Here is a 24,565-nt window from a genome sequence, read left to right on the forward strand (position 1 = left end):
GCAGATTTACTCCTTGACCTCAACCAACGGCTGTACGGAAGCAGGCAGCTTTGCCTGCATGGCCGCGGTCGGAACACGCGCCGGTACAAACGGCGGCTGGCCCATTTCTTCCAGAATTTTCAAGCCACCGTTGGGATCGAGCAGGTACGCCAGGAAGGCCTCAGCCGCTTCCTTGTTGGGGGCATCGTTGATAAGAGTCACGCCGTAAGTTACGGATTGGCCGGTACGAGTAAGGAACGTACCGGGTTTTTTGCCGGTCACCTGAACCTTGGCCTGCTTATAGAAATCGTCCAACTGGTAATTGCCGAGATTGATATGATCATCCAGGGTTATGAATTTAAGACCGTGCTGAACAGCTACGGAGCGGTACTCCCAGGCATAATCCATATCGCCGTTCTGCAGCAACGTGATCAATTCCACCGCCTTAGGGCGAACATTCGCCTGCGGACGGTTGGCCAGCAATTTGTCAGACAGCCCCGGTTGATTGTAGAATTTTTCCGCCAGCTGCAAAACCATCAGACTGCGATAACCGCAGGGGTCAAGATTGGGTTCGGAATGACCCCAGATAACACCCTGACGTTGCAGGATTTCCGGCCAGTTTTTGGCGTTGATCTCATCGGCAAATTTGCTTTTATCGGTATAGCAAAGCACCAACTGATTGGTGGCAAAACGGACATTCACAACCGCATTGCCCGGGATCAGGGTTTTGTCAATGACGGTATAATCGGCGGAAGCCATAATGTCGGCAGGTTTTCCGGCTTCCGAGATCAGGCGAGCCATCTTGGTGCTGCCGCCGGCTTCACGCAACACGTCGACACCGGGATACTTGGCCTCAAAAGCCTTTTCCATAGCTGCAAAAGGCACCGAAAGACTACCGGCATGAAAAATAATCAGTTTGCCGGAAGGAGCAGCCAAAGCCATCATCGGCACCGACAACACCAGCAACAGACAAACCATGAAACAACCACGACGAACCCAGTTTCTCATCATTGTTCTTCTCCTTTTGATACTCCCCAAATGACATACAAGCACCGGAAAAAATCAGTCCTCCCGAGGGAACGAACGGATTTAACATGGGCGCTATCTCCGGGAAAATATAACGAATCGCCTACCCGGATGTCAAACACGTTATAAACGTAAAAACATAATGCATGACGAAATGTCACAAAGCGGGAGTAAGCGGTCCTACCGTTTGGGAAAAACACACAGGGCAAGCGTTAAAAACGGATTTTGCCAATGGATCGTCACGAGATGAAACGGAAGCATGTCAATCCACACGCATCTTACTTGAAGCGTTCATCGGCAGTAGCCACCGTCGCCAGCTCAAGCTTGTCGGCCATCCACCCGATACGCACCTCGGGAGCCTGATCCAACTGGGGGACATAGGGCTTGATATCGAGCAGAGGGGTTCCGTCGAGGACATCGACATTTTCGATATGCAGCACCGCCCCCTCGACGCGTAACAGCTTGACGACGGACAGACCAATGGGATTGGGGCGTTTGGGAGCACGGGTGGAAAACAGGCCGCGCGGCCGGGTATCCATGAAAGGCGTCACTTCGAGATCGTAGCCGTTACTGCGATCGAAATGATAAATCAGTATAAGGTGCGAAAAACCATCCAGATCGGCAAGCCCGGGAATCAGATCCTCGTTGAGTTCGATACACCCCGGTGTGCCGTGAGAGGCGGAAGGTTGCACAGGCGTGCCTTGTCTTTCCGAAAAAGGGGTGCGAATGGTACCGATGGGGCTCAAACGAATATCCATGATGGTCTCCGATTTCTTTCGATATAGATATGTTGTGATGTAACGGTTACAGCTCTCCTGAAAATAACACATTTTTCACCCCGAGGTCTCCTCTGCAATGTGCCCCCCGGAAACCAGGTTAAATTTCTTCGACAACGGACAGCTTGCGCCCAGGCAACCTTCTTTGTTGCGACGGGCGGGACAACCGATAGCGGCTTGGGCCAGCAGGGCGATGGGCAGCAAATCCCCGGACAGCTGTGCCGTCTTGCGCAGGGCCAGAAAACTGTCCCGCCGACAGCAGCGCGCAGCCCGCAGGGAACTTATTTCAGCCAGGACCTGCTGCACCACGGTCTGCACCGCTTGTCGGGCCTCTGCTTTTAACGGATTGGCCTCTAAAAGCAGACTGAAAGCCACACCGACACCGGTCGCGGCACCACATACGCCCCAGAAGGCGCAACTGCCGCCGGCAACCTGCCCCCCGCGGCGGATACCGGCCAGCAAAGTCTCGCGACTGACCTGCAGACCACGATTCCGCGCCGTGGCCAGGATCACGCCGGGCACCAGGGCATGATACTCCGGGCCGTTGTCGGGAAAGCCCGGGTAGGCGGTGATCTTTTCAAACAGATCCAGCATATCGACGGCCTTGGTGTGCAGGCACATACTTTCGATGATCCCACGAGCATCCCGGGCATGGCAAGCATCGCAGACGAAATGCCCGTTGGTGCAAAGTGCTCGCGTTGTATGCGTCTCTCCGCAAAAGTGGCAGGAATGCCGGCGGTCTTCGTCGAGATAGCGTAAGGGCGCGCCGCAGACCATGCAGCCGGACACATAGCGCGCGACGCCCTGCTCCGATGCCGTAGACCGGGTCTCCGGAGGCAAACTGCAGCAGCAACTCTCACCAAGGTCGAGATTGACCACCGTTCCATGCTCATCGAGCTGAAAAGCCCCCTCTCCCACCAGATCGGCCTGCTGCCGATCGAGAGTGGCGACAGCGCCGGGCACCAGCACGGCACCATCCGGCCCGAACGCCGAAAGAGGCCCTCGCCAAAGCACCCGGACCACTTCGGGCGGCGCCGCCTTGACCGCCTGGTAGGTCAGAGAGAAGAAAGGATGCCCGGCCACCACCCGGTAGGGAAAACGTTTGATCAGGCGCACCGCGACAAACCCCGCTTCTGCAAGGATGCCTACCAGATCCCGTTGGGTGAGCGCTCCACCGATGCACTCGCCACGCAGGGTTTCATCATTGCGAATAGCCGCATCCGGCTCCTCTTCACAAACCACGTCAGAAATGACCAACCGCCCTCCGGGGCGCAAAGCTCTCAGAATTTCGGCAAACGCGCGTCGTTTGTCGGGCGACAGATTCATCACACAGTTCGACAGCACCACATCCACGGAATCATCGTCCAGGGGCAACTGCTCCAGGTACCCCTGACGAAACTCCAGGTTTTGATAACCGAGATTCGCCGCGACCGCCTCGGCGCCGCGACGGGCCGCCGACAACATCGGGTCGAGCATGTCGACCCCGAACACTTTACCTCCGGCACCAACCTGGCGGGCAGCGATGAAACATTCCACACCGCGCCCGGAACCGAGATCGACCACGGTTTCCCCCGGTTGCAGTTGAGCGTCGAGCACCGGGCTGCCGCAACCATAGCCGCGAAAACGATATGCCTCGGGGATATGGGCGATAAGGCCTTCCTCATAGCAGACAGGGTTGAGAATCTCCTCGCGGTCCTCGGTGGCCGCACCGCGATAATAATCTTTGACTGCCGTGTGGCTGTCCTGGCCGGCCAACGCCAGCAGGCAGTTGGAATGCAGCAACGCGACCGAACCGTGCGCACCGCAACTTTCGAGAATATCCCCCATTTTAAGACGCAGCGCGGCAGCCCCTTCATCGGCCTGCTTAGACGCCTGCTGCTGAATCAACCAGCAGGCCAGATTTTCGTACAGAGGCAGATAGGGGTCGCCTCCGACGAAACGCCCGCTGGCCAGATAACTGTGATCAAGGTCACCGCCACCAAGCAAAAACCGCCAGGGAGTAGACAATTCGGTAGCCGAAGCACGGCGGATTTCATCGAGCACCGCACTGTCGCGCCAGGCGGTGGCCAGATCAGCGGAAATCGGGGTGGACAGTTCCGGCACCCCAACCAATGCTGCCGAAGGATAGAGCTGTCCATCCGGACCCACAGCCAGCGACTCCCAGGCATTATTGGAACCGTCATGCACGGTGCCGGGGGGAGCGAAGATTTGCGTCTTGAGTGCCTGCAGATTATCGATGGTCACGCCGTATCGCAGGGCGGCCTCTTCCGCCTTTATCAAATGAGCGAAAAGCTGCTCGTTGTCCGCCACCGCGCCGTCGTGGCCGCGTCCACGCACGAAATACCACATGAAATGGACATTTTTCCCGCCATATTCGGCCGCGAGAGCGACCATCCCCGGCATATCGCCTACATTGTCGGCCGTCACGCACATAGATAAAGTGAAGGGGAGATCTCGTCTTTGCAACCAGTCCAGCTGCCCCATAAGCCGGTCAAAACTGCCTGCGCCTCGCAACCGGTCGTGCCCCTCGCGCAGACCGTCAACACTGATCTGCAGATGCAGCCGCTGACGATCATTTAAAAGACACGGCAATAGCCGGCTCAGCAACAAGCCATTGGTCAACACCACCAGACGACTGTCGGGCAAGGCCAAAAGTTCCCGGGCAATATAGTCGAACCGGCGATGCACCAGAGGTTCGCCGCCGGTCAAGGCAAACACGCGACAACCCAGATTTGACGCCTGGCGTGCCAACGTGACAATACGCTCGGCATCAAGTTCGGCAGCATCGCCGGGACCGGACCCGAACATGCAGTGCCGACAGTTCATATTGCAACGATTGGTGATGTGGAACCAGAGCTCCCGCAACGACTCGGTTTTCAGAAAGTGGCTGCGCCCGGGATACACGGCGGCATCACCTTGAGGCAGGCGCTGCAAAAAACACCTCGCTGCAGTTTCCATGGCAACCGATGCATCCTGGCGCAAGGCACATAAAACCCGGTCACCGGTTGCATTAGGCACAAACCAGGATGGCTGCTCCGGGTTGAGGTAAAGGGGCATGTCCCGCCACTGAAGACGCTGCCAATGCTGAAGCGTGAACTCCATGCAAAAACACCTTTCGCATAAATCGAACGGAAAATCAGACTTTATCTCGCAAAGCGGCCCGGGCCAGGCGGGTTACATACAAGGTTACCGCCACGGTGGCGACGAGCCCCACCAGGTAAAGCGCCCATTCCCCGGCACTGTGTGTGGTCCGTCCGGCCCCCAGGCGAGCCAGGTCGCCGGCCAGAGAGCCTAGATAAACATACATGACGGTGCCCGGCAACATCCCGACCCAGGACGCCCAGAAATAGTGCCTCAGGGAAATACGCGTCAGGCCGTAAGCATAGTTGAGCAGGTTGAAGGGAAAAACCGGCGAAAGCCGGGTCAGCAGGACAATTTTCCAACCTTCGCGGGCCACAGCCCGGTCGATGGCATCGAACCGGGGATTCTTCGCAATACGTGTTGCGATGCGTTCCCGGGCTGCGGATCGTCCGAGCAGAAAAGCGCAGACGGCACCGAGAATCGAAGCGACGGAAACCAAAAGGGTACCCTTCACCACGCCAAAAAGCACACCCGCCCCCAGGGTAAGCAGCAAACCCGGGATCAGAAAAACCGTCGCCAGCACATACAAGGCGACAAACAGCAAAAAGCCCCATCTCCCCACGCTGTCGATACCAGACAAGGCCTGTTGCAACAAAGTCTCTGCATCCAGGCAACGCAGCAGCACCAGCAACAGCAGGATCAACAACAGCAAAAGAGCGCCTTTTACATGCGCGGTTTTAATCTGCACACGATCAATCGGTGATCTGGGCATGTAAACTCCTCGTCGTTGAGCACAAAAATATGCTGGCATGACACCCCAGGGATGGGAGTCCTGCAAAAAGGGCGGTGAACGATATTTGAACAGCATCGTTCAGTTCCTGATCAACCTTCAGACGTAAACACCCAGGCCGGGCAAATGTGCCCGTATGGAAAAAACCGGGCCTTCACACCAGATCGCCGAGCATAGCCATCCTCCCGATACGATCAAGGTTCATGGCTGCACACCAACGGCATGAAAGAAAAAATTCCTGCCGGATTTCATCCCTGTCCCAGATTTCCCGCCATGGGGGAACATCTTCTCCGCAGTTGTTCCGTAACTAAAATAAAGCATAGCAAAAGCATACCACCAGGGACTCCGAGTCGGTAGTCAGGACACTTGTCTCAATTAAACCAGGTAATAGGCATCGAATGTGCAAACGTAACGGGTGTTCGATGAAGCCATCTCAACTTTCATTCCCTTGGAGGCTATCTCCGTGAAAAGCGTTCTGGTCGTAGACGACAAACCTGAAATTCGCCGTCGGGTGGCGGAAGCCCTGATAAAATACGGATTTACGGACATATTGGAAGCCGAAAACGGTCAACAGGCTATCGACATGGCGCAAGCCCATAAACCCCTTCTCATCCTCATGGACTATGTCATGCCGGTCATGGATGGCATCACCGCTGCTGAAAAAATAAGCAAAAAGTGCCCCACCCCCATCGTACTGCTGACGACCCGTGCAGACCACGAAACCATCGAAAAAGCCCGCTTGGCAGGAATCAGCAACTATGTTGTGGAACCGTTCCGTGAAGACCAGCTGTTCCCGGCGGTCGACCTGGCCATCCACCATTTCATCGAAGTCACCAGCCTTCGTCAGGAAGTGGCCAAACTCAAAGACACCCTGGAATCACGCAAAATCATCGAAAAAGCCAAAGGCGCATTGATTCAGCAAGGCATGTCCGAACAGGATGCCTACCGCAAAATACAGCGCATGGCTATGAACAAGCGTAAAACTCTCAAGGAGGTGGCGGAAGCCATCCTGTTGACCCTGGAGTAAAGGCCGCCGTGCAATCATGTTGTACAAACTACTGTTCCCTGCCGCCCTGGGCCATTGCATCCCGGCACTTCAACCGGCACCCCAAGCCGTTGGAGCTGCAAGGGGTGCGTCGCTGTCATCATTCCTTTTTTGAACGACTGGACAACGAACCGGATGCGGAACGTCGCACAGCGACCTTCCACGACTACATGGATGTCACCTTTCAGTTGCATCAGTGGAGTCAGCAGAAAACCGTTGGTGGCCGGAAAAGCCTTAAAAACAGTTATCTGCGGTTTCTGCGCGGCTGGATGTTCGACTCCAACGGTCGCGAAGGTGCGGTACTGAAAGGTTGGGTCGAAAGTCGTTTCGGCCTCACCCCGACCTACCATGGCCAGGCCATCTCCGATGTGCATTCGGAAGCCTATCTGGCCTACCTGGTCGACCGCATGCGCGGCAGCGCCCGTACCAGCGCCATTCAGGCCCAGTTCGATCTGCTGTTCGAGTTTGCCCAATATGAATTGCAACGCCGCTTTCCCGGACAAACCCATTTCGACCTGTTCCGCGGTATTTACGATTTCTCCGAACACCCTTTACTGGAACAAATTGATCCTCACCACTGCGTGCTGCGCCTCAACAACCTGAATTCCTTTACCAGCGACTTCGAACGCGCCTGGGAGTTCGGTTCCAAGGTTCTGGCGGTGAAGGTTCCGGCCAGCAAAATTCTCTTTTTCAATGGCCTGTTTTCCTCGGCGCTGTTACGCGGCGAAGAAGAGAATCTTGTCATCGGTGGTGAATACGAAGTTGAAGTCGTGACTGGAGGCTTTCGATGAGTGACCATCACACGCCCCTGGAACATCTCATCCGCCGCGCCCAGAATGCCTTTCTGGGACTGGCTATCGGGGACGCCCTGGGAGCCACCACCGAATTCCTCACGCCCTCGGAAATCAAGTTTCGGCACAAAATCCATCGGCGCATGATCGGCGGCGGCTGGCTCAACCTCAAACCGGGCCAGGTCACCGACGATACGGAAATGAGTCTTTGCATCGCCCGCGCCATCGACGAGGCAAGCGGCTGGCACCTGCACGGCATCGCCGAACACTTTGCCGGCTGGCTGCGCAGCAAACCGATCGACGTCGGCGCCACCTGTCGCCGCGGCATCAGCGATTTCATCATGAAGGGCCAGACGGAAAAAGCATACAGCGACTGGGATGGCGGTAACGGCGCTGCCATGCGCATGCTGCCCGTTGCACTCTTCACCCTGGGCGACGAAGCTTTGCTTGAGCAATACAGTATCCAGCAGGCTCACCTCACCCATAACCACCCCCTATCCGACGCCGGCTGCATCGCCGTCGGAAAACTGGTTCAACAGGCCCTGCAGGGTGACGACCGGCCCAAACTGCACGCCACCGTCCGTCAACTCTGTGCCGAACATCCCAAATTTCACTGCAAGCACTATCGTGGTCTGGCCTCGGCTTATGTGGTGGAAACCCTGCAAACCGTTTTTCACTATTTTTTCAGCACCGGGGATTTCGAGGAATGTCTCATCGGAGTCGTCAACCAGGGTGGCGACGCCGACACCACCGGTGCCATCGTCGGTATGATTGCCGGGGCATTTTACGCCGACAAGCCATGGCCGCGAAACTGGTTGAAAAAACTCAATCCAAAAGTCAAAACCGAGGTCACCGCCCTTGCCGAACGCCTGGTACGCTTATCCCCTTTGGGAAAAAGGCTGCAAGCCGCCGAGGGCTAGGCGGAATCGACCGTCCCGCCTTTTTACGCTTTACCAGCAACCACCCTACCTTCCCCTCCCCTCAAAAATGTGCCCGGATCCCCTCTCCACTCTTACGAACCGCTCTTTTTGTTATACTCTGCAAGACCACTTGTATAGCAAAACACACTGAAAAAACATGTAAATACGGCCACCTGATGATATCCGGACAATAGGTTCGGTATAAATATCGAACGCGCCAGTATTCAATTGGTTTATAATACCTAAACTTTTTTATTGACAAACCGGCCAAAAACCCTATTATCAGCGCCTGATTTTCAGATCCCAGGACTTTTGACCATGGAGCGCAACTTGAACATCGGCGAAAAATTAAAAAGACTCAGAATGATCAACTCGCTGACCCAGGAAGAGCTCGGCAACCGTGCGGATCTGACCAAGGGGTATATCTCCCAGCTGGAAAACGATACAGCCTGCCCTTCCATTGCCACACTGAAGGACATCCTCGATGTCTTCGGTGTCAGCATGCAGGAGTTCTTCACCGACCCCGTCGATACGGAGGTGGTGTTCGGCACCGATGCCCGTGTTCAGCCCACCAACGACGGTGACGACATCAAGGTGGAACTGCTCGTCCCCGGGGCCCAGAACCGGGAAATGGATCCGGCCCTGGTGACCCTCGAGCCTGGTGCCGAGATGGAGGAGCAGGATTTCCACGAAGGCGAAGAGTTCGGCTACGTGTTGCTCGGGCGTATTCAGGTACAACTGGACGACAAGGTCTACACGGTGAAAAAAAACGAATGTTTTTTCTTCACCTCGGATCGGCGGCATTCGGTCAGGAATATCGGCAAAGGCCCGGCCAGGATTCTGTGGGTGGTGACTCCGCCGACCTTCGACTACAAAGGTAAGTAACGGGCTGCACCTTGCTGTCCGGGCTGACTTTGACGACAAGAACATCATCATAACCCACGGGTTTATACTTTTTACCCGCTGAGTGGCTACAGACTCTTAAACCAAAAAGGATTAAAACCATGAGCAAAGTGCTGATTATTGGTGCAGGTGGCGTAGGACGTGTCGTGACCCATAAATGCGCCCAGGCAAAAGATGTGTTCAGCGCTATCACGCTGGCTTCCCGGACTCAGTCCAAGTGTGATGCCATTGCCGCGGAGATCCCCGATTTCCCCATCAAAACAGCCAAGGTAGATGCGGACAATGTCCCCGAACTGGTGGCACTGATCCAACAGGAAAAGCCCCAACTGGTTCTCAACGTAGCCCTGCCCTATCAGGATCTGACTATCATGGATGCCTGTCTGGAAACGGGGGTCGATTATCTTGACACCGCCAATTACGAGCCCATCGACACAGCCAAGTTCGAGTACAGCTGGCAGTGGGCCTATCATGACCGGTTTAAGGAAAAAGGCCTGATGGCTCTGCTCGGCAGCGGCTTCGACCCGGGCGTAACCAACGTCTACACCGCGCTGGCGGCAAAAAAGTATCTGGATGAGATTCACGAAATCGATATTATCGATGCCAACGCCGGCAGCCATGGCCAGCCGTTTGCCACCAATTTCAATCCGGAGATCAATATCCGCGAGGTTACCGCGCCCTGCCGCCACTGGGAAAACGGCAACTGGATCGAAACCCCGGCATTGAGCACCAAGCACAGCTTCGAATTCCCGGACGGTATAGGGCCGATGAATATCTACCGCATGTATCATGAGGAGATGGAGTCGCTGGTCAAGCACATTCCGACCATCAAAAAAGCCCAGTTCTGGATGACCTTCTCCGACAATTACCTCAAGCACCTTGAGGTATTGCAGAATATCGGCATGACCCGCATCGACGAAGTCGAGTACCAGGGACAGAAGATCGTACCGCTGCAGTTTCTCAAAGCCGTGCTGCCCGATCCCGGCAGCCTCGGCCCTTTGACTAAAGGTCGCACCTGCATCGGCGTCATCGCCCGCGGCATCAAGGACGGCAAGCGCAAGCAGGTTTACATCTACAACATCTGCGACCATGAGGCCTGCTACAAGGAAGTCAATTCCCAGGCCATCAGCTACACCACCGGCGTACCGGCAACGGTCGGCGCCATGATGATGCTGACCGGCAAATGGCGCGGCGAAGGGGTCTTCAACATGGAACAGTTCGACCCGGAACTTTTCCTCGACGTACTCGCCCCCATGGGCCTGCCCACCCAGGTCATCGACGGCGGGGAATGGCCGGAGCTGTAAAGCCCGAGGCTTGAGGAACGCGAAACCCCAAAAGCGAATGATTAGTAATTGGTGATTAGTTACTGGTGACTGGTGATTGTTACTTACATATTGCCGATGTGGAATCATCCTGTCCCCTCGTGACGCAGCCGGAGCGAAGCGACCGGCGGACGAAAAAGGCGGAAGACTGAGCGTAGCGAACCCTTCCGCCCGCCCGGCGGTTGCGTAGCGCAGGGAACCCGCCGCAGGCGGGCCAGGAGCGGGGCACCTTTCTCTGCTTACTCTCTTTTGGTGTAAAAAGAGAGTAAGGCGTCGTGCGGGGACGCGCCCCCGCGGTTTTGAAGTTAGTTTTTGAAGTTAATGTTGAAAACAGCAAAAACTATTGATAGCGAGGCCATTGTGACCGGTATCGACATCCCCAAAATCCTTGAGCTTGCCCCCTCCCCGGCTTACGTGGTTGACCTTGGACGGTTGCGCCACAACCTGGAGATCCTCGATCAGGTTCAAAAGCGCAGCGGCGCCAAGATCCTGCTGGCCCTCAAGGCTTTCGCGCTATGGAAAACCTTCCCTCTGATTCGCCAGACCCTGCATGGGGTCTGTGCCAGCTCTCCGTGGGAAGCGCGACTCGGCCGCGAGGAATTCGGTCGCGAGGTGCACAGCTTTGCCGCTGCCTTCAAGGAAAGCGACGTTGTCGAATTACTGGGCATCTCCAACCACCTGGTGTTCAACTCGTTCGCCCAACTGGAGCGCTTTCGGCCCCTGTGGGAAAAGGAAAAAGGCCGGGTTTCCATCGGATTGCGCATCAACCCGGAACACTCCGAGGGGCACACGGCTCTCTACGATCCCTGTGCACCGGGTTCGCGCCTCGGCATTCCTCGTGCGGAATTCGAGGGCAAGTCACTGGACGGGGTCGAAGGGCTGCACTTTCACACCCTGTGCGAACAGCTTTATGAACCGCTGGCCCGCACCGCGGCGGTCGTCGAAGAAAAATTCGGCAGCTTTTTGCCGCAAATGAAATGGTTTAATTTCGGCGGCGGTCACCATATTACCCGCGAAGGGTATGATATCGACAGTCTGGTTGAGCTGATCAAATACTTCCAGGGCAAATACGGCGTCCAGGTCTACCTCGAGCCCGGAGAAGCCATCGCCATCGGTACCGGCCTGCTGGTCAGCGAGGTGCTGGATGTAGTACATAACCGGGTCGACACCGCCATCCTCGATGTTTCGGCGACCTGTCACATGCCGGATGTGCTGGAAATGCCTTACCGACCCGATATCTACGGCGGCTTCGACGCCGGTGCAAAGCCCTGCACCTACCGCCTCGGCGGACCGTCATGCCTGGCCGGCGATGTCATCGGAGACTGGTCCTTCGAAGAACCTTTGCACGCAGGGCAGCGCCTGGCGTTTCTGGATATGGCCCATTACACCATGGTCAAGACCACCACTTTCAACGGTATCCATCACCCGTCTATCTGCACCTACGAGCCGGATACGGGAGAGCTGGAAGTCTTGCGCCATTTCGATTATGAAGATTTCAGGAACCGACTGGCCTGATGCCGGATCGATCATGCAATATTTGATTTTGAAAAACAGTTTAGCGACTGTCCCGAGACAATAATCCATTACTCTAAGTGGTGACGCCTATGAAACGCTGGTCAACCAGAGACTCTGCCAAAATATACAACCTGCCCAACTGGGGGGACGATTTCTTTTCGATCAATAAAAAAGGACATATGTGCGTCCACCCCTCGCCGAGTTCAAAATATTCCATTGACTTGCGGGCTCTGGTAGACGACCTGATCAAGCGCAACATCAAGCCGCCGATTCTGCTGCGTTTCATGGATGTTCTGCAGGGACGCATCGCCGCGATCAACCGCGCCTTCAAAAACGCCATCGCCGAATACGAATATCCGGCCAGCTATCAGACCTTCTTTCCCATCAAAGTCAACCAGCAACGCCAGGTGGTCGAGGCCATCGCCCATTACGGCAAGAAACACCACATGGGATTGGAAGTCGGGTCCAAACCGGAGCTGGTGGCAGCCATTTCTTTCGCGACCGGCGAAAAGCTGCCGATTATCTGCAACGGGTACAAGGACAACGATTTCATTGAAATGGTCCTTTACGCCACGCGTATCGGTTACGATATCACCATCGTGGTCGAAAAACTTTTCGAACTGGAAAAGGTCATTGCCCTGTCCAGGCAGTCCGGCATCGTGCCCAAACTCGGCATCCGCGTGAAGCTTTCCTCCAAGGGCACGGGCAAATGGGCCACCTCCGGCGGCGATGAAGCCAAATTCGGCCTCAAGATTTCCGAACTGCTGGCCGCGGTGGAGATCCTCAAAGAACACGACATGCTCGACACGGTAAAATTACTGCACTTCCATATCGGCAGCCAGATCACCAAGATCGACAAGATCAAAAATGCCCTTATCGAAGGTACGCGTATCTATGTCGAAATGCGTAAAATGGGGGTAGGACTTGAATATATGGACATCGGCGGCGGCATGGGAGTCGATTACGACGGTTCCAAGTCGAGTGACTTTTCAAGCGCCAACTACACCATCGACGAATACGCCAACGATGTCGTCTATCAGGTCAAAAATATCTGTGATGAAGCTGGCGTAAGCTGCCCCAATATCATTTCCGAATCGGGCCGCGCCACGGTGGCGCATTATTCGGTGCTGGTGACCAACATACTCAACACCAATACGCAGAACGCTTTGCCCGAGTTCGATGAAATTCTGGAGAATGCCGACGAATTATCTCCCACGGTGCGTAAGCTGGTCGACATCTACAAAAGCCTCGACCGGCATTCCCTGCGTGTCGATTACCACGACACCATTCAACTGATTCAGGAAGCGGTTAGCCTTTTCAACCTCGGCTATCTGAATCTGCACGACCGCGCCCTTGCCGAATGGCTGTGCAGCAAGATCTTTATCAAGATCAGCGGCATCGTGGAACGGCTTAAATCGGTTCCGGACGAGTTTCAGGAATTTCAGCTGAGTCTGCGCCAGACCTATTTTGCGAACTTTTCGCTGTTTCAATCGCTGCCCGACTCCTGGGCCATCGATCAGCTGTTTCCCATCGTGCCGATTCAGCGACTCAACGAAAAACCCGACATCATGGCTTCCATCGCCGATATCACCTGCGATTCCGATGGCGAGATCACCAGCTTCGTGGGTGAAAACGGTCGCACCGATTACCTGCCGATCCACAAAATCGAGGCAGGCGAAGACTACTATGTCGGCTTTTTCCTGATCGGCGCCTACCAGGAAATCCTCGGCGACCTGCACAACCTGTTCGGCGACACCAACGCTGTGCACGTCTCCTTCAACCGCAAGACCAATTACAAGATCGACACGGTGATCAACGGGGACGCCACCTGGGAGAGCCTCAAATACGTCCAGTATAAAGGCCCTGAGATACTTAAACATGTGCGCGACACCCTGGAAAAGGGCGTCGCCTCGCGCAAAATATCCTTCGAGGAGACCAGTCATTTCCTCGAACTGCTCGACAAAGCGCTCGTCTCATATACCTATCTGGGAAGCATCTGATCCTGAAGAACCCCATAGCCATATCATACGAAACCCCGCATGTGCAGACACAGCGGGGTTTTTTTATACCTTGTCATGGAGGTCTGGATTCCAAAATAACAAATAACCAATGACAAGAATCCGGCATGTTTTAAATTGACTTATTTACTGGGTTACAAATCCAAACGTCATACAAACATGGTTTTTTTTTGAAAGGGGCCGACTTGCCGTTTTGCACAAGGTTTAACCACCTCCCCCAAAAAGGCAGCATTTATTATCCACCAGAAAGGCCAAAAGTCGCAATTTTGGGCATTTTATTCTTGGCACGCCCCCTGCAATATAACAAATCCGAAAGCACATGACACAACGGCGTGTCAGGCTTACGGCAACGACGCCCCATTCAGGAAGAGATTTCTTCCGGATGGGGTTTTTTATTTATCAGGCTATAAAGCGGGACGGTCTATCCGACGTCCAAGGGTTACGCCGGCAGTAACACCCGCCCCGCATCTGCCACAACCCAAACAAAATGGAGGCTTCATCATGGCAAAGAAACTGAGACAGCTCGCAATCTACGGCAAGGGCGGCATCGGCAAATCCACCACGACCCAGAATACCGTCGCCGGCTTGGCATCCCTGGGCAAGAAAATCATGATCATCGGCTGCGACCCCAAAGCCGACTCCACCCGCCTGATGCTGCACGCCAAAGCTCAGGACACCGTCATGGACAAAGTCCGCGAGCTGGGCACCGTTGAGGACCTGGAGCTGGAAGATGTACTTAGAACCGGTTACGGCGATGTCAAATGCGTTGAATCCGGTGGCCCCGAGCCTGGCGTCGGCTGTGCCGGCCGCGGTGTTATCACTGCCATCAACTTCCTGGAAGAAGAAGGCGCCTACACCCCGGATCTCGACTTCGTCTTCTACGACGTTCTCGGCGACGTTGTCTGCGGCGGATTCGCCATGCCGATCCGCGAAAACAAGGCCCAGGAAATCTACATCGTCGTTTCCGGCGAAATGATGGCCATGTACGCCGCCAACAACATCTGCAAAGGTATCGTTAAATACGCTTCCTCCGGTAGCGTGCGCCTCGGCGGTCTGATCTGCAACTCCCGTAACACCGACAAGGAAGCTGAACTGATCGAAGCGCTGGCTGCCAAACTCGGTACCCAGATGATCCACTTCGTGCCCCGCGACAACCAGGTACAGCGTGCCGAACTGCGCCGCATGACGGTTATCGAGTACTCCCCCGACCATCCCCAGGCTAACGAGTACCGTGAACTGGCCCGCAAAATCAGCGAAAACGAAATGCTGGTCGTCCCCACTCCTCTGACCATGGACGAACTGGAAGACCTGCTGCTCGAGTTTGGCATTATCGAAGAAGACGACGAAACCATCATCGGCAAGGCTGAGTCGGCTTCCTAATCGAACATTACCAATGGGAACGGCGGTCCCCGGCCGGACCGCCACCCCTTTTCAGCCATTATCACAGGAGTTACCCATGGAAAACGAAAATTCAGCCGTCAAGGCTCCCATTGAGGGCATCGAAAAAAAGGCGACGGAAGAGCTGATTGAGAAGACGCTTGAGCTCTACCCGGAAAAAGCCCGTAAAAAACGCGAACCCCACATGTCCGCCAACGACCCCGGCGTCGAAGGCTGTACCGTCAAGTCCAACCGCAAGACCGTTCCCGGCGTCATGAGTGCCCGCGGTTGCGCCTATGCCGGCGCCAAAGGTGTTGTTTGGGGTCCGATTCGCGACATGGCCCACATCTCTCACGGTCCGGTAGGTTGCGGTTACTACAGCTGGGGTACCCGTCGTAACCTGGTAGACGGTCACCAGGGCGTCGATGTTTTCAGCGCCATGCAGTTCACCTCGGACTTCCAGGAAAAAGACGTCGTCTACGGCGGCGATAAAAAGCTCGCCAAGATCTGTGAAGAGGTTAAAGAGCTTTTCCCCTTGGCCAAAGGCATCTCCGTACTGTCCGAATGCCCGGTCGGCCTGATCGGCGACGACATCAACGCCGTTGCCAAAAAATCCTCAAAGGATCTGGACCTGCCGGTTATCCCCTGTAACTGCGAGGGTTTCCGTGGCGTCAGCCAGTCTTTGGGTCATCACATCTCCAACGACAGTATCCGCGACTACGTTATCGGTACCCGTGAATTCGCCGACGAGCCGACCGATTACGATATCGCCCTGATCGGTGACTACAACATCGGCGGCGACGCCTGGGCCTCCAAAAAGATCCTGGATGAACTGGGCCTCAATGTCAAAGCCATCTGGACCGGCGACGGCCAGATCGAGCATATCGCGGCTACCCACCAGGTAAAATTGAACCTCATCCACTGCTACCGTTCCATGAACTACATGGCCAAGGTCATGGAAGAGAAATGGGGTATCCCCTGGATGGAATTCAACTTCTTCGGCCCCACCAAGATCGCTGCCAGCCTGCGCGCCATTGCCGCTCGCTTTGACCAGAAGATCCAGGACAACGCCGAGAAGATCATCGCCAAGTACACCCCGAAGATGCAAGCGATTGTCGACGAATACCGTCCTCGCCTCGAAGGTAAGCGCGCCATGCTGTTCGTCGGCGGCCTGCGCCCCCGTCACACCATCGGCGCCTACGAAGATCTCGGTCTGGAAATCGTCGGCACCGGCTACGAATTCGCCCACAACGATGACTACGATCGTACCTACGAGGAAATGGCCAAAGGCACCCTGATTTTTGATGACGCTTCCGAAATCGAGTTGGAAACCTGGGCCAAGGAAATGAAGGTCGATCTGGTGGGCAGCGGTGTTAAGGAAAAATATGTTTTCCAGAAAGCCGGCATCCCCTTCCGCCAGATGCACAGCTGGGATTATTCCGGTCCTTACCATGGTTATGAAGGTTTCCCGATCTTCGCCCGGGACATCGATATGGCCATCAACAGCCCGACTTGGGGCCTGGTAAAGGCACCGTTTTAAGGAAACGCTAGAAGGGAGATAGAGAGATAGTGAGATAGGCCGCTTCATTTGCTCTCACTACCTCACTACTCACTACCTACCTTTTTTGAATAGGAGTATTCGCCATGAGTGAAGAATGCGCAGTTAAAAAAGTAACCGACATCACCCCTGAAGAGGTGGCTCGGGTAGAAGAATGGATAAATACCGAGGAATACTGTGAAAAAAACCTCGCCCGCGAGGCAGTTGTTATCAACCCGGCCCATGCCTGTCAACCTCTTGGGGCGGAACTGGTAGCCCACGGTTTTGAAGGCACCCTGCCTTTCGTGCACGGCTCCCAAGGCTGCGCTTCGTATTACCGCAGTGCCCTTACCCGTCACTTCCGTGAGCCGGCTGCTGCCGTTGCCGACTCCATGACCGAAGACGGCGCGGTTTTCGGCGGACAGAACAACCTGCACGAAGGTCTGGAAAACGCCCTGAAACTGTATAAGCCGAAAATGATGGCCATTTTCACCTCGTGTATGCCTGAGATCATTGGTGATGACCTGAATGCTTTCATCATCAACGCCCGCAATGCCGGCATCGTCCCTCAGGACTACCCGATCCCTTACGCCAACACCCCGAGCTTCAACGGCACCCATATCAATGGCTACGATTCGATGCTCAAGTCTGTTGTGTCGTACCTGGCCACGGACAAAAAGGTGGAAGGCAAGGACAACGGCAAGCTTAACCTGATTCCCGGTTTTGACGCCAACACCGGCAATTACCGCGAGTACAAGCGCATCTGCGAAGAGTTCGGGATTCCTGTAAATTTACTGGCAGATATCTCCGAAACCTTCGATTCCCCCCTGGACGGCACCTACCGGACCTACCCCGGTGGCACCCCCCTGGAAGACGCCGCAGACTCGTTGAACGCTCATGCCACCCTTTCGATGCAGCTGCACGCCACCAAGGAAACCATCAAGTGGTTCAAGAGCGAAACCGAAGCTCCCGTGGAGGTCATGCCCTCCCCCATCGGCGTGGCCAATACCGACGCCTTCCTGATGAAGCTCAGCGAACTGTTCGGCAAGGAAGTACCGGCCTCTCTCAAGGCCGAACGCGGCCGGCTGGTAGATGCCATGACCGATGCGCATCAGTACCTGCACAACAAAAAGTTCGCCATTTGGGGCGACCCGGACTTTTTGGCCGGTATGATTTCCTTCCTGCTCGAAATGGGTGCGAAGCCTTACCACGTCATCTGCAGCCGCGGTAATAAAAAAGTTGCCAAGTACCTGCAGGCGCTGCTTGACGAATCTGTCTACGGAGAAGGCTGCAAACTCTGGATGAACAAGGACCTGTGGCACCTGCGCAGCCTGGTCATGACCGATCCCGTCGATGGCCTGATCGGTAGCACCCACGGCAAGTTTATCGCACGCGATGCCAACATCCCCCATATCCGCCTCGGCTTCCCGATCCTCGACCGGGTCAACCTGCACCGCGTACCGTACATCGGTTATCAGGGGACAATGAACATCCTGACTTCCGTTGCCAACACCATGTTGGAAGAGGTTGATCGCACCTCTGACGATGCGTTCTTTGAAATGATGCGTTAGTATCCATGCGGCCGAGGGGGAAAAACATTCCCCCTGGCCGTCCGATACGGATCAGAAAATCCCGGAAGATGAAACTCTAAAACTTGAAACACGTTGCATTATCTTCGCTCAAAGCCAGAAAGGTGTCGTCATGAAGATCGCATTTGCCACATCGGACAATGAAACTATCGACCAGCATTTCGCTCAGGCAAACCAATTTGCCGTCTGGGAAATCGCGTCCGACCAGGCGAGTTTTTCTGGCTTGGAAGAAATTGAAGCCACCGACGACAATGTTGACGATAAGATTAATGCCCGGCTCAAAGTGCTCGGTGACTGTACAATCATTTATGTAACCCAGATTGGCGGTCCCGCAGCTGCCCGCCTGGTGGCAAACAAGATTCACCCGGTGAAAAGCAAGGGTGAGGAAAAAATCGAGGATGTTGTCGATAAACTTCAACAGGTTTTGAAAAACAATCCTCCCCCCTGGCTGCGCCGGGCCATGAACAAGTAAAACAAAGCGTTACATGCCCTCGCAGAGTGTTGATGACCGCTTGAATAATTATTCACAAAATGATAAGTACGTGAAGGAGAATTAATAATGGCTTATTATACCGGTAAAACCAGAGACGGCAGTGACTGGACCCCCACTTTTGTCGACAACATCGATGACGAAAAGTGCCTGGGCTGCGGACGCTGCTATAAAGGATGCTCGCGCAAAGTCCTCGGTTTCAAGGAAATCGATGAAGAAGATTCCGCGCGTATGTTCATGTTTGTTGAAAACCCCGGCAACTGTATCGGTTGCGCCTCCTGCGGCGTAACCTGCCCCAAAAAGGCCTTTTCTTTCAAACCGCTGGAAGTATGATGTGATAGCCGTCGGGACGCCCGCGGCCCGGCGGCTTTTTCTTCACCCGGAAGACTCGAAAACCATTGCCGCAATGTACCCTTTTCGGACAGACTTTACCGGGATTTGAGGGCATCGGGATGGATCCCTGCGGTTGCGCTGTTCCCCAAGGTGTCAGCCTCCACCGCATAAATGTTTCGCAACTGATAGCGATCCCGATTTGGATCAACATTTTTAGCCGTATGAACCAAGGAGTATCCAATCATGCGCCTCGCCGTCGCCTCCATAGATGGTTACACCGTCGACCTGCACTTCGGACAGGCTAATGCTTTTTACATTTACGAAGTGGATGACGATGGCATCCGTCAGGATGATTTTGTCGGTGTCGAAAAATACTGCAACGCCGACCCCACACATAAATTTCACGAGTCGCGGTTTAAAGGCATTGCCGACGCCTTACGCGGTTGTGATGCCGTGGTCAGCGTACGTATCGGCGACACCCCGCGAAACGCACTTGCCGAAGTCGGTATCGCGCATGTCGAGATCAGCGGTCCCGTAGCAACGGCTCTGCCCTTGGCCGTTAAACAACTGTCGGATCATCCGGCCGCCTGAAGGTTTTTCCTCTCAGAGACTCTGCCGGTATGTTTAAATGCCGACGGTTCTAAAAAGATCCCCCCTGCGCTGTGACCATCTGCTGCCCGACCGGGCTCGAATAAGCGCCGCATTCAAAATACGCCACGCGTTTCGGCCAGCTTGCTTACCTTTTCCCCGGAGAGTTATCATGTCATCGAAGATTCATCCTGAAATGCGCATCGCTGAATTGGTGGAAGCCTATCCTGAATGCCTCAGCGTATTCGCCGCTTACGGACTCGAAGAACTGGTCGGGGAAGATGCCATGCGCCTGCTGGCGCCTTTTTTAACCCTCGGCACCGCTCTGCGCACTCGCGGCATTGCCCTTGACCTGTTTTTAAACAGCCTCCACCAGGCCCTGCAACAGAAAACCCCGCTGGAAGCTCCCGGTCTGCACGAAATCACCGACGGCAGCCGATTAAGTCTGCTGGGATTACTCCCTTGCGGCCTGAAAGTCCCCTTTGCCAAAGCCGCAACACGTTTTTTCCAGGACTACCATAGCCATGCCTCTGCCCCTGTAACCTATGCGGTGGAAGGCAACGTCAACCAGGAGCTGTCCTACTACAAGTTTGTCGATCAGATCGAAAGCCTCGATGAACTTCCGGACATCATCGTCTCTTCCGATTTCAATGCTTTTTTCTATCGTCGGTTCCGCAAACGCTTCATCGATGAAGGCTATTTTACCGATGTTTTTCCGTCCAGTTTAAACACCGCTTTTGACGATACCGACATCCTGGATCCGCTTGGCCAGTTCACCATGCTGACGGTCAATCCGTTGATTATTGTGGCGGATCTGGAGCGGGTCGGCGACCGCCCTCTGCCCACCCGATGGTCCGACCTGCTCGATCCCATGTGGCGTCGCAGTATCACCCTGCGCGGCGACTCCCAGTTTTTCTGCCACGCCGTTTTATTGCCCTTTTTCAAGGACCACGGCACTTCCGCTATGACAGCCCTGGCCCATAACGTGCTGCGTGGACAACATCCGGCACAGATGGTCAAGGAAGCCGGGGCCGACCGCCCCGAGGGCGCAGCGCTGTATGTCATGCCTGATTTCTTTGCGCATAAAATCGCCCGTCCCGATAAGGTGCGTATCATCTGGCCCGAAGAAGGCGGATTGATCAGCCCGGTTACCATGTTGGTGAAAAAACAGCGCGCGGCCCAGCTCAAAACCGTTACCGACTTTCTTACCGGCGCCGAACTGGCCAAAGTCTTTGCCGGAGCTTGGTTCCCATCGCCGCACCCCGATGTCACCAACACCCTGCCACCGGGCGCCCGGCTCAAGTGGCTGGGCTGGGATTATTTACGTCACAACGACCTGGCCGAAGTCAACGCAGCCATCGATGAGATCTTCCTTCCGGCCGTTCGCAAGGGGCAACCATGAAACTGGTAACCGTAGCCGGGCCGCCATCCTGCGGTAAAACCTCGGTGATTCTGCGTCTTGCACAGGAGTTATCGAAGGACGACCTGAAACTGGGGGTGATCAAATTCGACTGCCTGTCCAGCGAGGACGAACTTCGTTATGACAAAGCCGGCATCCCTGTCAAACTCGGCCTGGCCGGCGGGTTGTGTCCCGATCACTTTTTTGTCGCCAACATCGAAGAAGGGGTACGCTGGGGGCAGCGCAATGGATTCGATCTATTGATCTGCGAAAGCGCCGGCTTGTGCAATCGCTGTTCGCCGCATATTCGCGATGTGCTGGCCGTATGTGTGGTAGACAATCTGAGCGGGGTACACACCCCGGCAAAAATCGGCCCGATGCTCAAAACCGCCGATGTGGTCGTCATCACCAAGGGGGATGTCGTTTCCCAGGCCGAGCGCGAGGTCTTCGCCTTTCGCGTTAAGCAGGTCAACCCTCGCGGAGCGGTTCTGCCGGTCAACGGTCTTACCGGGCAAGGCAGCCTGATGCTGCACAGACATCTGCGCACCGCGCCCGATACCCACGCGCTGGAGGGCGTACGGCTGCGCTTTTCCATGCCGGCAGCGCTCTGTTCCTATTGTCTCGGCGAAACTCGGATCGGCCCCGATTGTCAGATCGGCAACATCAAAACCATGGATTTCTCATGACAAACGATTCGTTGATCCACACCACCATCGCTCAGCTGTTGACGCAGCACCCTTATGCCAAAGATTTCTTCACCTTGTTAGGGTTACCCAGTGCCTCCAGACATGACGCGGTAGATACATTTTTTGCCTCCATATCCCAGGAACGTCTCGACAACCTGGGACTGTCGCGCGAGGAACTGGCACCGCGTCTTCAAGCCTTTATCGCCCAGATGGAAAAACTCCGCACCGACGGTGCTCCCTCGGTGCAAAACATTACCTTGTGCGGCGGTCGGGATAAGGACGGACATCCTGAGAATATCCGGCTGGAACTGCGTCCCGGCGACGTGGTAAGTGTCGTCGGTCCCACCGGATCCGGCAAAAGCCGTTTACTGGCCGATGTCGAATGCCTGGCCCAGGGCGATACCCCCTCGGCACGGCGGGTGCTTCTGGACGGCCAATCACCCGATGACAGCCTTTGGCTTGGCGGTGAGCAACGTCTGGTCGCACAGTTGTCCCAGAACATGAATTTCGTCATGGACGTCTCCGTTCGCGAATTTCTTTCCCTGCACGCCGAAAGCCGCCTGGTGGATGACATCGACTCCGCTGTCGAACAGATCTTTTCCACCGCCGTGCTGCTGGCGGGAGAGCCTTTTCAACTCGACACCCCGGTCACGGCCCTTTCCGGCGGACAGTCTCGAGCGCTGATGATCGCCGATGTTGCGTGCCTCAGTGCATCCCCCATCGTGCTCATCGACGAAATCGAAAATGCCGGCGTCGATCGCCGCCAGGCTCTGGATCTGCTGGTCAAACAGGAAAAAATCGTGCTGTTGGCCACCCACGACCCCTTACTGGCGTTGCTGGGACAACGCCGCCTGGTCATCCGCAATGGCGGGATTGCCGATATTATCGACACCAGCGACGCCGAACGAGCCCTGCTGCACAAACTGAACAGCTTCGATCGCAAATTTGCCGAACTGCGCGACCGGGTACGCCACGGACAGCGCCTCGATTTCGATCTGGAAGATTTTCTATCGGATTGCCTGTGCAACGCCCAGCAGTCCGCTATGGAATAAGGCAAAAGCAGAACCACCTCCTTTCCAAACCAAAGCAGATGGAATAGAAGCTTCGACCAATCACCAATCACCAATCACCAATCACCAATCACCAGTCACCAATCACCAGTCACCAATCACCAGTCACCAGTCACCAGTCACTGCTTTTCAACTCCTTTCCCCATCTTCCAACACCGTTTTACCCCACGTCTTGCGACTGCCTGCTTTTTAGACAACCTTTGTCCGATTGCGCTCCGCGCAGGCAGGGTCTCAACCGAAAAGCCTGTGTTTCTGGGCTTTTTTTTGTTTGGCACAGGCGATGCAATAGAACTATCCCGACAGCAACGGGGCACAATGGCGTGCCTGGCTGAGAAACGGCAACGAGGCCCGGTGGGATTTCCCGCCTGGGCCTTTTTTTATCTTTTTTCGCCAGTTTCACCTGGAAACCTTGGCGAAGTCGAAAGGAGATGTACCATGTCTGCCAAACCTTGCTCCGGAAACAATCGCCCTGCTGCCGGCCACCCATGCTTCGGTGCCGGGCATCAAAATAATGCCCGCATTCACCTGCCTGTGGCACCGGGGTGCAATATCAGCTGCGGGTTCTGCGAACGCCGCTTCGATTGCGCCAACGAAAACCGTCCCGGCGTTACCAGCCGGGTGCTCTCCCCGAGTCAGGCGCTGCATCGGGTCAAGGCTCTGCTGGCACACCCGGACGTCGGTTCCAAATTAAAGGTTGTCGGCATCGCCGGTCCCGGCGACCCGCTTGCCAATGAAAAAACCTTCGAAACCCTTAGATTGGTTAAGGAAGCGTATCCCGACCTGCAACTGTGCCTCTCCACCAACGGTCTGGTGCTGCCCCAGCGTTTGGAGACTTTGCTCGAAATCGGCGTTGGCAGTATCACCGTAACCATGAATGCCATCACTCCGGAAACCGGTGCCAAGGTTTACCAGTGGGTCAACGTCAACGGCACGGTAATGCGTGGGCAAAAGGGAGCATCCGCCCTGATCGATGCCCAGATGGCCGGTATCCAGGCTGCGGCCCGTGCCGGCATGCTGGTTAAGGTCAATAACGTCTACATCCCGGGCGTGAATGATCATGAAACCCTGCCTCTGGCCAAGATCGCCAAAAAACTCGGTGCCAGCATCATGAATATTCTGCCGCTTATCGCCCAGGGCGCTTTCCGCGACAATCCGGTACCGAGCGATGCACAGATGGCCGTGGTGCGAGACCTCGCCGAGAAAATTCTGCCGCAGTCCCGCCACTGCAAACAGTGCCGTGCCGATGCTGCCGGTGTTCTCGGGCAGGACATCGATGTGTCGATCCTGGACGCAGCCCCTGAATCTGTTACATCAAGCTTTTTCAACTAATAAT

At 55.4% G+C, this 24,565-nt stretch carries 21 protein-coding genes; 17 read left to right on the top strand and 4 right to left on the bottom strand.

Annotated elements, in window-relative coordinates; translation table 11 throughout:
- Nucleotides 1–6: 6 nt before the first annotated feature.
- From wtpA to PCAR_RS11480, 4 genes are all read right to left on the bottom strand, one after another.
- On the bottom strand, nt 7–990 hold the full coding sequence (gene wtpA, locus PCAR_RS11465) for a tungstate ABC transporter substrate-binding protein WtpA (protein ID WP_011341839.1): 984 nt from the start codon (nt 988–990) through the stop codon (nt 7–9).
- Nucleotides 991–1,283: 293 nt separating this feature from the next.
- Entirely contained in the window at nt 1,284–1,763 is a 480-nt protein-coding gene (gene tsaA / locus PCAR_RS11470; RefSeq protein WP_041531817.1) for a tRNA (N6-threonylcarbamoyladenosine(37)-N6)-methyltransferase TrmO, read from the bottom strand.
- A gap of 75 nt (nt 1,764–1,838) precedes the next feature.
- The gene (locus PCAR_RS11475) at nt 1,839–4,883 is read right to left on the bottom strand and encodes a DUF5714 domain-containing protein (protein WP_011341841.1); all 3,045 of its coding nucleotides are present in this window, start codon (nt 4,881–4,883) and stop codon (nt 1,839–1,841) included.
- Nucleotides 4,884–4,917: 34 nt separating this feature from the next.
- On the bottom strand, nt 4,918–5,634 hold the full coding sequence (locus PCAR_RS11480; protein ID WP_011341842.1) for a TVP38/TMEM64 family protein: 717 nt from the start codon (nt 5,632–5,634) through the stop codon (nt 4,918–4,920).
- 481 nt (nt 5,635–6,115) lie between these two features.
- Here PCAR_RS11480 and PCAR_RS11485 point away from each other — a divergent pair, with 481 nt between their 5' ends.
- The 17 genes from PCAR_RS11485 (at nt 6,116) to PCAR_RS11565 (ending at nt 24,561) form a co-directional block, all read left to right on the top strand.
- Nucleotides 6,116–6,679 (top strand): ANTAR domain-containing response regulator, encoded by a 564-nt coding sequence (locus tag PCAR_RS11485; protein WP_011341843.1) that lies wholly within the window; start codon nt 6,116–6,118, stop codon nt 6,677–6,679.
- Between the two features lie 8 nt (nt 6,680–6,687).
- A complete protein-coding gene (locus PCAR_RS11490) occupies nt 6,688–7,488 on the top strand; it encodes an NAD(+)--dinitrogen-reductase ADP-D-ribosyltransferase (RefSeq protein WP_011341844.1) in 801 nt (266 codons plus the stop codon).
- Nucleotides 7,485–8,408 carry an ADP-ribosyl-[dinitrogen reductase] hydrolase gene (gene draG / locus PCAR_RS11495; RefSeq protein ID WP_011341845.1) on the top strand — a complete coding sequence of 308 codons (924 nt, stop codon included), beginning with the start codon at nt 7,485–7,487 and terminating at the stop codon, nt 8,406–8,408. Before PCAR_RS11490 ends, draG begins: the two co-directional genes overlap by 4 nt.
- A 330-nt stretch (nt 8,409–8,738) precedes the next feature.
- Nucleotides 8,739–9,293, top strand: a complete 555-nt coding sequence (locus PCAR_RS11500) for a helix-turn-helix domain-containing protein (RefSeq protein WP_011341846.1) — start codon at nt 8,739–8,741, stop codon at nt 9,291–9,293.
- A 119-nt stretch (nt 9,294–9,412) separates the two neighbouring features.
- On the top strand, nt 9,413–10,612 hold the full coding sequence (locus PCAR_RS11505) for a saccharopine dehydrogenase family protein (protein ID WP_011341847.1): 1,200 nt from the start codon (nt 9,413–9,415) through the stop codon (nt 10,610–10,612).
- Between the two features lie 378 nt (nt 10,613–10,990).
- Nucleotides 10,991–12,145 (top strand): carboxynorspermidine decarboxylase, encoded by a 1,155-nt coding sequence (gene nspC / locus PCAR_RS11510; protein ID WP_011341848.1) that lies wholly within the window; start codon nt 10,991–10,993, stop codon nt 12,143–12,145.
- A gap of 89 nt (nt 12,146–12,234) precedes the next feature.
- Complete coding sequence (speA, locus tag PCAR_RS11515; protein WP_011341849.1) at nt 12,235–14,145, top strand: biosynthetic arginine decarboxylase; 1,911 nt, start codon at nt 12,235–12,237, stop codon at nt 14,143–14,145.
- Nucleotides 14,146–14,676: 531 nt separating this feature from the next.
- Nucleotides 14,677–15,543, top strand: a complete 867-nt coding sequence (gene nifH, locus PCAR_RS11520; protein ID WP_041531819.1) for a nitrogenase iron protein — start codon at nt 14,677–14,679, stop codon at nt 15,541–15,543.
- A gap of 76 nt (nt 15,544–15,619) precedes the next feature.
- A complete protein-coding gene (gene nifD / locus PCAR_RS11525) occupies nt 15,620–17,080 on the top strand; it encodes a nitrogenase molybdenum-iron protein alpha chain (RefSeq protein ID WP_011341852.1) in 1,461 nt (486 codons plus the stop codon).
- Nucleotides 17,081–17,184: 104 nt separating this feature from the next.
- Nucleotides 17,185–18,648 carry a nitrogenase molybdenum-iron protein subunit beta gene (gene nifK / locus PCAR_RS11530; protein WP_011341853.1) on the top strand — a complete coding sequence of 488 codons (1,464 nt, stop codon included), beginning with the start codon at nt 17,185–17,187 and terminating at the stop codon, nt 18,646–18,648.
- A 130-nt stretch (nt 18,649–18,778) separates the two neighbouring features.
- On the top strand, nt 18,779–19,138 hold the full coding sequence (gene nifX, locus PCAR_RS11535; RefSeq protein ID WP_011341854.1) for a nitrogen fixation protein NifX: 360 nt from the start codon (nt 18,779–18,781) through the stop codon (nt 19,136–19,138).
- 87 nt (nt 19,139–19,225) lie between these two features.
- Nucleotides 19,226–19,489 carry a ferredoxin III, nif-specific gene (gene fdxB, locus PCAR_RS11540; protein WP_011341855.1) on the top strand — a complete coding sequence of 88 codons (264 nt, stop codon included), beginning with the start codon at nt 19,226–19,228 and terminating at the stop codon, nt 19,487–19,489.
- 243 nt (nt 19,490–19,732) lie between these two features.
- Nucleotides 19,733–20,080: a NifB/NifX family molybdenum-iron cluster-binding protein gene (locus PCAR_RS11545; RefSeq protein WP_011341856.1), complete on the top strand. Its 348-nt coding sequence runs from the start codon at nt 19,733–19,735 to the stop codon at nt 20,078–20,080.
- Nucleotides 20,081–20,249: 169 nt separating this feature from the next.
- A complete protein-coding gene (locus PCAR_RS11550; protein ID WP_011341857.1) occupies nt 20,250–21,479 on the top strand; it encodes an ABC transporter substrate-binding protein in 1,230 nt (409 codons plus the stop codon).
- Nucleotides 21,476–22,162 (top strand): GTP-binding protein, encoded by a 687-nt coding sequence (locus tag PCAR_RS11555; RefSeq protein WP_011341858.1) that lies wholly within the window; start codon nt 21,476–21,478, stop codon nt 22,160–22,162. Before PCAR_RS11550 ends, PCAR_RS11555 begins: the two co-directional genes overlap by 4 nt.
- Nucleotides 22,159–23,214 (top strand): ATP-binding cassette domain-containing protein, encoded by a 1,056-nt coding sequence (locus PCAR_RS11560; protein WP_011341859.1) that lies wholly within the window; start codon nt 22,159–22,161, stop codon nt 23,212–23,214. The genes PCAR_RS11555 and PCAR_RS11560 overlap by 4 nt, the downstream gene beginning before the upstream one ends.
- Before the next feature lie 453 nt (nt 23,215–23,667).
- Nucleotides 23,668–24,561 carry a radical SAM protein gene (locus PCAR_RS11565; protein ID WP_011341860.1) on the top strand — a complete coding sequence of 298 codons (894 nt, stop codon included), beginning with the start codon at nt 23,668–23,670 and terminating at the stop codon, nt 24,559–24,561.
- Nucleotides 24,562–24,565 lie beyond the last annotated feature (4 nt).

This window comes from Syntrophotalea carbinolica DSM 2380, from assembly GCF_000012885.1.
Taxonomy (GTDB): domain Bacteria; phylum Desulfobacterota; class Desulfuromonadia; order Desulfuromonadales; family Syntrophotaleaceae; genus Syntrophotalea; species Syntrophotalea carbinolica.